The sequence below is a fragment of the Kitasatospora sp. NPDC056446 genome, assembly GCF_042796115.1.
Taxonomy (GTDB): Bacteria; Actinomycetota; Actinomycetes; order Streptomycetales; family Streptomycetaceae; genus Kitasatospora.
The window spans coordinates 1-6,924 of sequence record NZ_JBHTRF010000024.1 but is presented as its reverse complement, the minus strand read 5'-3'; the positions used below and the strand labels follow the sequence as shown (position 1 = coordinate 6,924).

Genomic DNA, 6,924 nt, shown 5'->3' with positions numbered 1-6,924 from the left:
ACTTTACACGCCAATCAACACCCCCTACCCACAATTTGTTGGGGCCCCACGGCCGGGCCGGCCACGGGGGGGGGGCCCGCCCCCCGGGGGGGGGGGCGGGCGCCGCGCGCGGTCCGGGTCCTGCGGTGCTCAGCCGGTCAGCTGGTGGGCAGGGCGATTCCGGGCAGGGTGGTGCCGGCGAGGGTGTCCACGGGGGCCCACTTGGGCATGCCGGGCTTGTAGGAGGTGTGATTCACGGCGCCGGTGTCACCGGCGGCGAACAGGTCGACGGTGTTGGAGGAGCCGCTGAACAGTGCGGCCGGGATCCGGCCGGCGAACTTCGTGGTCGCGAGGGACTCCCAGGCGCTCCAGGGCTTGCCGTCGTTGAACCAGTAGGTGTGCTGGAAGCTCTTGTCGCTGCGGATCGCGAACAGCTCGAGCGCGTCGGTGGCCGGGTTGTAGAGGACGCTGGGGGAGCCGGTGAACGGCAGGTCGCCCTTGATGGTCGTCCAGGCGCTCCAGCCCGCCGTGCCCGCGGTGTAGTAGGAGTGGGCGATGAGGCCGTCGGGGTCGGTGGCGAAGACCTCGGCGGTCTTCGTCGACGGGTTGTAGACCAGGCTCGGGCTGCCGGTGAAGGTGTTCCGGTTCAGCTGCAGCCACGGGCTCCACGGCTTGCCGTCGTTGGCCCAGTAGGTGTGGTACATGGTGTTGTCACGGCCGATGGCGAACAGCTCGAGCGCGTCGGTGGCCGGGTTGTAGAGGGCCTTGGGGGAGCCGGTGAACCGGTAGTCGGCGTTGATGTTCGACCAGGTGCTCCAGTCGGTCATGCCCGGGGTGTAGTACATGTGGGCGACAGGACCGTCGGCGGTGGTGGCGAACACCTCGGCGGTCTTCGTCGACGGGTTGTAGACGGCGGTGGCGCTGCCGGTGAACGAGGTCGCCCCCGTTCCGGCCCAGGGGCGCCAGCCCTGCGCGTCGGCCATGTAGTAGGTGTGCCACATGAGGCCGTCGGTGTCCGTGGCGAACAGCTCGATGGCGTTGGTAGCGGGGTTGTAGAGGGCGGTGGGCGAGCCGACGAACGGCTTCACGCCGGCCGGCCGGTCGCTGATCGACGACCAGGAGCTCCAGCCCTGGCCGTTGATGTTGTACGCGCCCACGACGCGGCCCTTGTCGTCGACGGTGAACACCGTGGACGTCTGCTTGACCGGGTCGTACACCCCGCCGGCGGTCGGCGCGGTGGCGGACAGCGCGGCCTCGCGCACCTGCTTCACCCAGGCGGCGATGCCGTCGGTGCGCACGGCGTAGGCGCCGACGTTGGGCGTGGTGGTGTTGAGGCACCCGCTCTGCCAGGAACGGCTCGTCACGGCGACCAGCTGGGTCTGGCCGTTGACGGTGCGGGTGACGGGGGCACCCGCGTCGCCCGCGCAGACGGTGGTGCCGGCGTCCTGCCAGGCGAGGTCCACGCCGGTGGCGTCGCCGGCCCCGGCGGCGACGGAGGCGGCGTGGAGCGCGGTGGGCGCCCACAGCGCGGAGGTGCGCCCGTATCCGGTCACGCGAAGGGCCTCGCCACTGACCGGCGCGGTGCCGCCCATGGCGGCGGGGGTGATGCCGGTGACCGGGAAGGCGAGGCGGGCCATGACCAGGTCGCGGTCGGTGCGCGGGGCGAGCTCGACGATGTCGGCGACGGCGCCCGCGCCGGTGTTGGTGAGGTCGGGGCGCCCGATGGTGGCCGTCGTGTGCCACTTCGGTGCGCCTGCTGCGAGGGTGGCCGGCTTTGCCGGGTCGTCCGCGAAGCACGACGCGGCGGTGATCACCCAGCTGCGGTCCACGAGGGCGCCGGTGCACGAGCGCTTGCCGTCGCCGATGTCGATGCGGGCCGTGTAGGCGGCGTCGCCGACGGGCGTGGCGGGGGGCGTGGGCGCGGTGGGGGAGTCGACCGTCAGCTGGAGCAGGACGGACCGGCTGCCGCCGGGGGCGCCTTCGCCGACCCCCTTGGTCTCGCCCTTGGGGACGGTGACGGTGTCGGTGCGTGTGCCGGTGGTCATGGACGCGGTGAGTGGCTGGGCGCGGCTCTGCAGTCCGATGACCTTGTCTATCGACATGGTGAGGGAACCGTGGGCGGCCGTGCTGTTGAAGCAGAACTGGCCGACGTCGGCACTCGGCAGGCGTGACCAGACCTTGATCTGGGCGGTGTTGCAGTCGTCGGCGAGAAGGATGTGCCCGTCCCCGCCGGTGAGGGTGATGCCCCGGTCCGCGAGGATCTGCGCGGCGCCGGGGTAGGTGAAGTCCTCGACGATGGGCGGGGCGGCGGCGTTCGCCGCGGACACCGGGTCGGCCGTGGCGGTGGGAATCCCGCCGAGCCCGGCGGAGGTGACCCCTATCAGTCCGGCGAGCAGCCAACGGCTTCTGGAAGCGTGCATGTTCCTTTTCCCTGGGTGAATTGATGCAAAAGGTATGGACCTTGAGCAGTCGGCTGGTGCGGGACCCCTGCGGCGGTCGGCGGGAGGCTACGGCAACACCACTTGACCTGCGGGGATCTGACCATGCGCCATACTGCGCCGCGCGAACTCTACATGAGTTCACGACAGTTTCTCCACGTCATGTAGGATCCCGGCGCACCGCTTGATTGATGGTGTCCGATCTCTATGTGAAGAGTGGGTTGATTCGGTGTCACAGCGAATATCTGAAGCAAATAAAGGGCCAAGAAGGTTCGTGGGTACTCGGTTGTTGTGCCGTGGCCTTCTACCACTGGCGCTGCTGGCCGGGCTGACGGCGGCGGGCCCGGTGGCGACCGCCGGCGGCGTCCCGCCCGTGGAGCCACCCGCAGCGGTCCTGCCGGACAACGACCGGGGCAAGACGGTCGCTTTCTGGGACGCGGGCGGGCCCGCGGTACGCGCCGCGGCCGAAGCCGCCCTGGCCGGCGGGGACGCCGACGTGCGCGCGTTCCTGGACTCCGGGAAGGCCGGCGCGGAGCTCAAGGACGACCGGCAGATCGCCCTGCAGCTCGTCACCGCCGGTGGGCGCGAGCTCCGGGATGCCGCACAGGCGGCGCTGGACGGTACTCCGGAGCAGCTGAGGGCCTTCGTCTCGGGAGGGTGGAAGGCACCGCTCGAGTCGGACCAGCGGGTCCAGACGTTCCAGCTTCTGGAGTCCGGCGGCCAGGACCTGAAGGATCGGGCCGTGGCCGCGCTCAACGGCACCCCGGACGACGTGCGCAACTTCCTGAACGAAGGCCAGTACCCGGCGCGCGAGAGCGACGACCGCGTGCAGCTCTTCCAGATCCTCAGCACCGGTGGCGCGGCCACCAAGGCCGCCGCGACGATCGCCGTCAACGGCTCGCCGGCCGACGTGCGGGAGTTCCTGACCGTCGGCCAGTACGTCGCACGCGCGCGCGATCAGGAGTACACCTCGGTCACCGACCTGGTGACCCAGACCAAGCAGGCCGGCGAGCAGGCCGCACAGCAGTTGAAGGCGGCCGAGGACGAGGCGGACCGGGCCCTCAAGGCGGCGGCTCTCGCCAAGCAGTTCTCCGCCGTGGCGGCCAAGGAGACCGCCGCGGCCAAGAGTGACGCCGCTTCCGCCGCAGGAGCGGCCGCGCGCGCGGCGGAGGCCACCCAACGGGCTGCCGAGGCCGGACAGGCCGCCATCGCCGCAGCCCGTCGGGCCACCAACTACGCCCGGCTGGCGATCGCCACGGCCTCCCAGACGGCGCAGGCCTCGGCCGCGGCCGAGCGCGCTTCGGTATCCGCCCGGGGAGCCGCCGCCGATGCGGTGGTGAACGCGGCAGCGGCGGGCAAGGCCCGGGACAAGATCAACGAGACGAACGCCGTCGTCCAGCAGACCGACCTGCTCGTCAGCGTGGCCAAGCAGGTCACGGACATCGGCAACAAGGCCGTCGGTGCCGCCCAGGCCGCTGACACCGCTTCCAAGGACGTCGAAGCGGCCGCCGCATCCGCGGAGGAGAGCGCCGGATACGCCGACCAGGCCGGGGTCTCCTCCGCCGCGACCCGCCGCGCCGCCGACGCCGCCCACCGCAGCGCCGCCGAAGGAGCACGCGCCGCCAAGGCCGCCGTCGGTCTGGCCACCCAGGCCACCGGCATGGCCGACGCCGCGGGAAAGCTGGCGGCCTCCGCCAAGGCACACGCCACCGCGGCCGCGCAGGCGGCGTCGGACGCCGCGGAGCAGGCGGGCACCGCCGCCGACGCCGCCCAGAAGTCTGCCGTGCACGCCGCCGAAGCCGACACTTCCGCCAACGCGGCGGGCGTCGCGCTGGAGAGCGCCAGGAACGTCCAGACGCTCGCCCGCAGCGCCGAAGCGGAGGACCTCACCGGGCGTACCAACGACGCGGTCGATCAGGCCCGGAGCATCAAGGCCGAGTCCGACCACGAGCGCAAGCGCAACGCCCAGGCGGTCGCCGACGCGAAGAAGACGAACGAGGAAGCCACCCGCCTGGCGGCCCAGGCGTCCGCGCCCGGCGCCGACCCCGGGTCCGTCACGGCCGGCGGCCGGCGAATCGCGGTCATCGCCATGGGCACCCGAGGCCCCTGGGGGCGCAGCGCGGCCCGCTCCGCCCTGACGAGCTCCGACGCCGCGGTCCAGTCCTACGTCCGCGAAGGATGGAAGCTCGCCGAGCAGCAGGACGAGCGCACCCGCGTCCAGCAGGTCGTGCAGTACGCCGGCACCGACAGGATCAAGGCGGCCGCCACCAGCGCGCTCACCGGGTCCGCCGACCAGATCCACGCCTTCCTGGAGACCGGGCAGTACCAGGCGGCCCTGGACGACTACCAGGTACGCACCTTCCGCCTCCTGGAGAGCGGCGGAGCAGGCGTCAAGGAGGCCGCCCAGAAGGCACTCGACTCGAACACCATCCAGGGCTTCCGGACCTTCCTCGACTCCGAGCAGTTCACCGCGCGGGAGAACGACGAACGGGTCCAGGCCTTCCAACTCCTCTCCAGCGGCGGCCCGGAGGTCCAGGCCGCGGCGAAGATCGCGCTGGAGAGCCCGCCACTGCTCATGCAGAAGTTCATCGAGACCGGGCAGTACACCGCCCTGCGCAAGGACCAGCTCACCGCCACCCACGTGGCCGCGGTCGAGAGGAGCATCGCCGAAGGCTCACAGGTAGCGGCGCTCGCGCGGCAGAACGCCGCCGAGGCCAAACGGGTCGCGGCGCTCGCCAGGGGGGCGAGCGGCGAGGCCCAGGGCTACGCCAACGAGGCACAGGCGGCGGCAGGGGACGCGGAGAAGGCCGCGGCGAGCGCGAAGGCCTCCGGTGACAAGGCCACCCAGTCCGCGGCCCAGGCGGCGCAGAGCGCCGTCAAGGCACTGAAGGCGAGGGAGACGAGCCGGCAGGCCGACCTGTCCGCACAGTCGGCGGCGATCTGGGCCCGGGCTTCCTTCACCGCCGCCATGCGGTCCGCCGATCTCGCCATCTCCGCGTCCGCCGCGGCCCGGCGCGCCTCGGAGTCCGCACACCAGTCGGCCGACGAGGCCGACCGGGTCTGGCGCGCATCCATGATCACCGAGCTGGTGCACGCCTCGTCCCGGGACTCCGTGCTCTTCGAGCAGCAGAAGGCGGCCGAGGCCTACCACCAGTTCATCTTCGAGGCGATGAACCCCAAGACGCCGGACCTGAGCGCCTACGAGGTCTGGTCCATGGGCATCCACATGGGCCTCGACCTCGGCGGCAGCCTCCCGCTGCCGGGAGCCAGCGCGTTCGAAGGCGTCAACTGCGGCTTCTACGCGGTCGAGGGAAAGCTGATCACCGAGGACGCCGCGCTGTCCTGCGCTGCCGCGGTGCCGGTGATCGGGGAGGCCAGCGCCTGGCGTAAGGCCGAGAAGTACGGCGAGCGCGGGGTGCCGATCTTCAAGTGGATGACCGGGAAGCAGCACCCGCAACCCCCGGCGGCGTGCTTCGTCGAACCGAACAGCTTCCCCGCCGGGACCCAGGTCGTCCTGGCCGACGGCACGCGGCGCGCGATCGAGACGCTCCGGATCGGAGACCGGGTGACGGCGACCGACCCGGACACCGGCCGGACCTACTCCCGCGCCGTCGAGGACGTCATCCGCACGCCCGAGGACAGGGAGTTCACCGACATCACGGTCCGCGGCACCGACGGGACCGTCGGATCGATCACCGCCACCGACGTCCACCCCTTCTGGACCGAGAACACGCGGACATGGGTCAAGGCCGCCGATCTGACGGCCGGCGACCAGCTGCGCACTCCCGCGGGCGACCGCGCGAGCATCCTCGCGGTGAACCACCGGACCGCGCCGCAGCCCGCGTACAACATCACCGTCACCGATCTGCACAGCTACTACGTCGCGGCCGGGAACACCTCCGTCCTGGTCCACAACGGGGTCACGAGGGGCCTGCCGAGGAGGCCCCTGCCGAACTGGGTCAAGGACGGGATCAGGGACGTCCTCGCCGGGAGGCGGCAGCAGCATGTGAGCAGCGGACAGCTTGACTTCTTCACGGGGAGGGAGCTGAACGGGCCCGGCATGGACAGGGGAGGGGCGTACTGGGGTACCGACCCTGCCAACAACCCCTACGACAACGGTGCGTCGACGGGAACCGGCGTGACGACACGCATCTACTCGCTGAAGGACGGAGACAACGGCTACCGTTTGCTGGAGCGTCAGAAGCCCGGCATGCCTCCCCAGTACGCACTGGCGATTCCGGGGCCCAGCGGGGGACACAACTACGAGCAGCTGTTCCAGTTCGACCCGCTGTGCGTCTAAAGGCGGACCTCACGCAGAGACCGCCGAGTCTCCCGCAGTGAACTGCTCTGCCCCGCCTGCCACAGGCTGAGTGCCGGGGAGGCGGCCCCCGGGCGCAGGGCGGCCCACCAACCCCCCCCGACCCCCCCCCCCACCGAACACGCCGCGCGGGCCCCCCAGGTTACCCCCCCCCCCCCCCCGCCCGAAACCCCACGGCCCCGGGCCGGG

2 protein-coding genes are annotated in these 6,924 nt (G+C 71.7%); one reads left to right on the top strand and one right to left on the bottom strand.

What is annotated here, in order from left to right:
• Positions 1-137: 137 nt before the first annotated feature.
• A complete protein-coding gene (locus ACFQ6N_RS17085; RefSeq protein WP_380649827.1) occupies positions 138-2,399 on the bottom strand; it encodes a trypsin-like serine protease in 2,262 nt (753 codons plus the stop codon).
• A gap of 391 nt (positions 2,400-2,790) precedes the next feature.
• Between ACFQ6N_RS17085 and ACFQ6N_RS17080 the strand changes: the two genes are divergently transcribed.
• Positions 2,791-6,717: a polymorphic toxin-type HINT domain-containing protein gene (locus ACFQ6N_RS17080; RefSeq protein ID WP_380649825.1), complete on the top strand. Its 3,927-nt coding sequence runs from the start codon at positions 2,791-2,793 to the stop codon at positions 6,715-6,717.
• The last annotated feature ends 207 nt before the right edge of the window (positions 6,718-6,924 follow it).

Coding starts and splice junctions, on each gene's coding strand:
- ACFQ6N_RS17085 (WP_380649827.1), bottom strand. CDS start 2,399: ATGCACGCTTCCAGAAGCCGTTGGCTGCTCGCCGGACTGATAGGGGTC.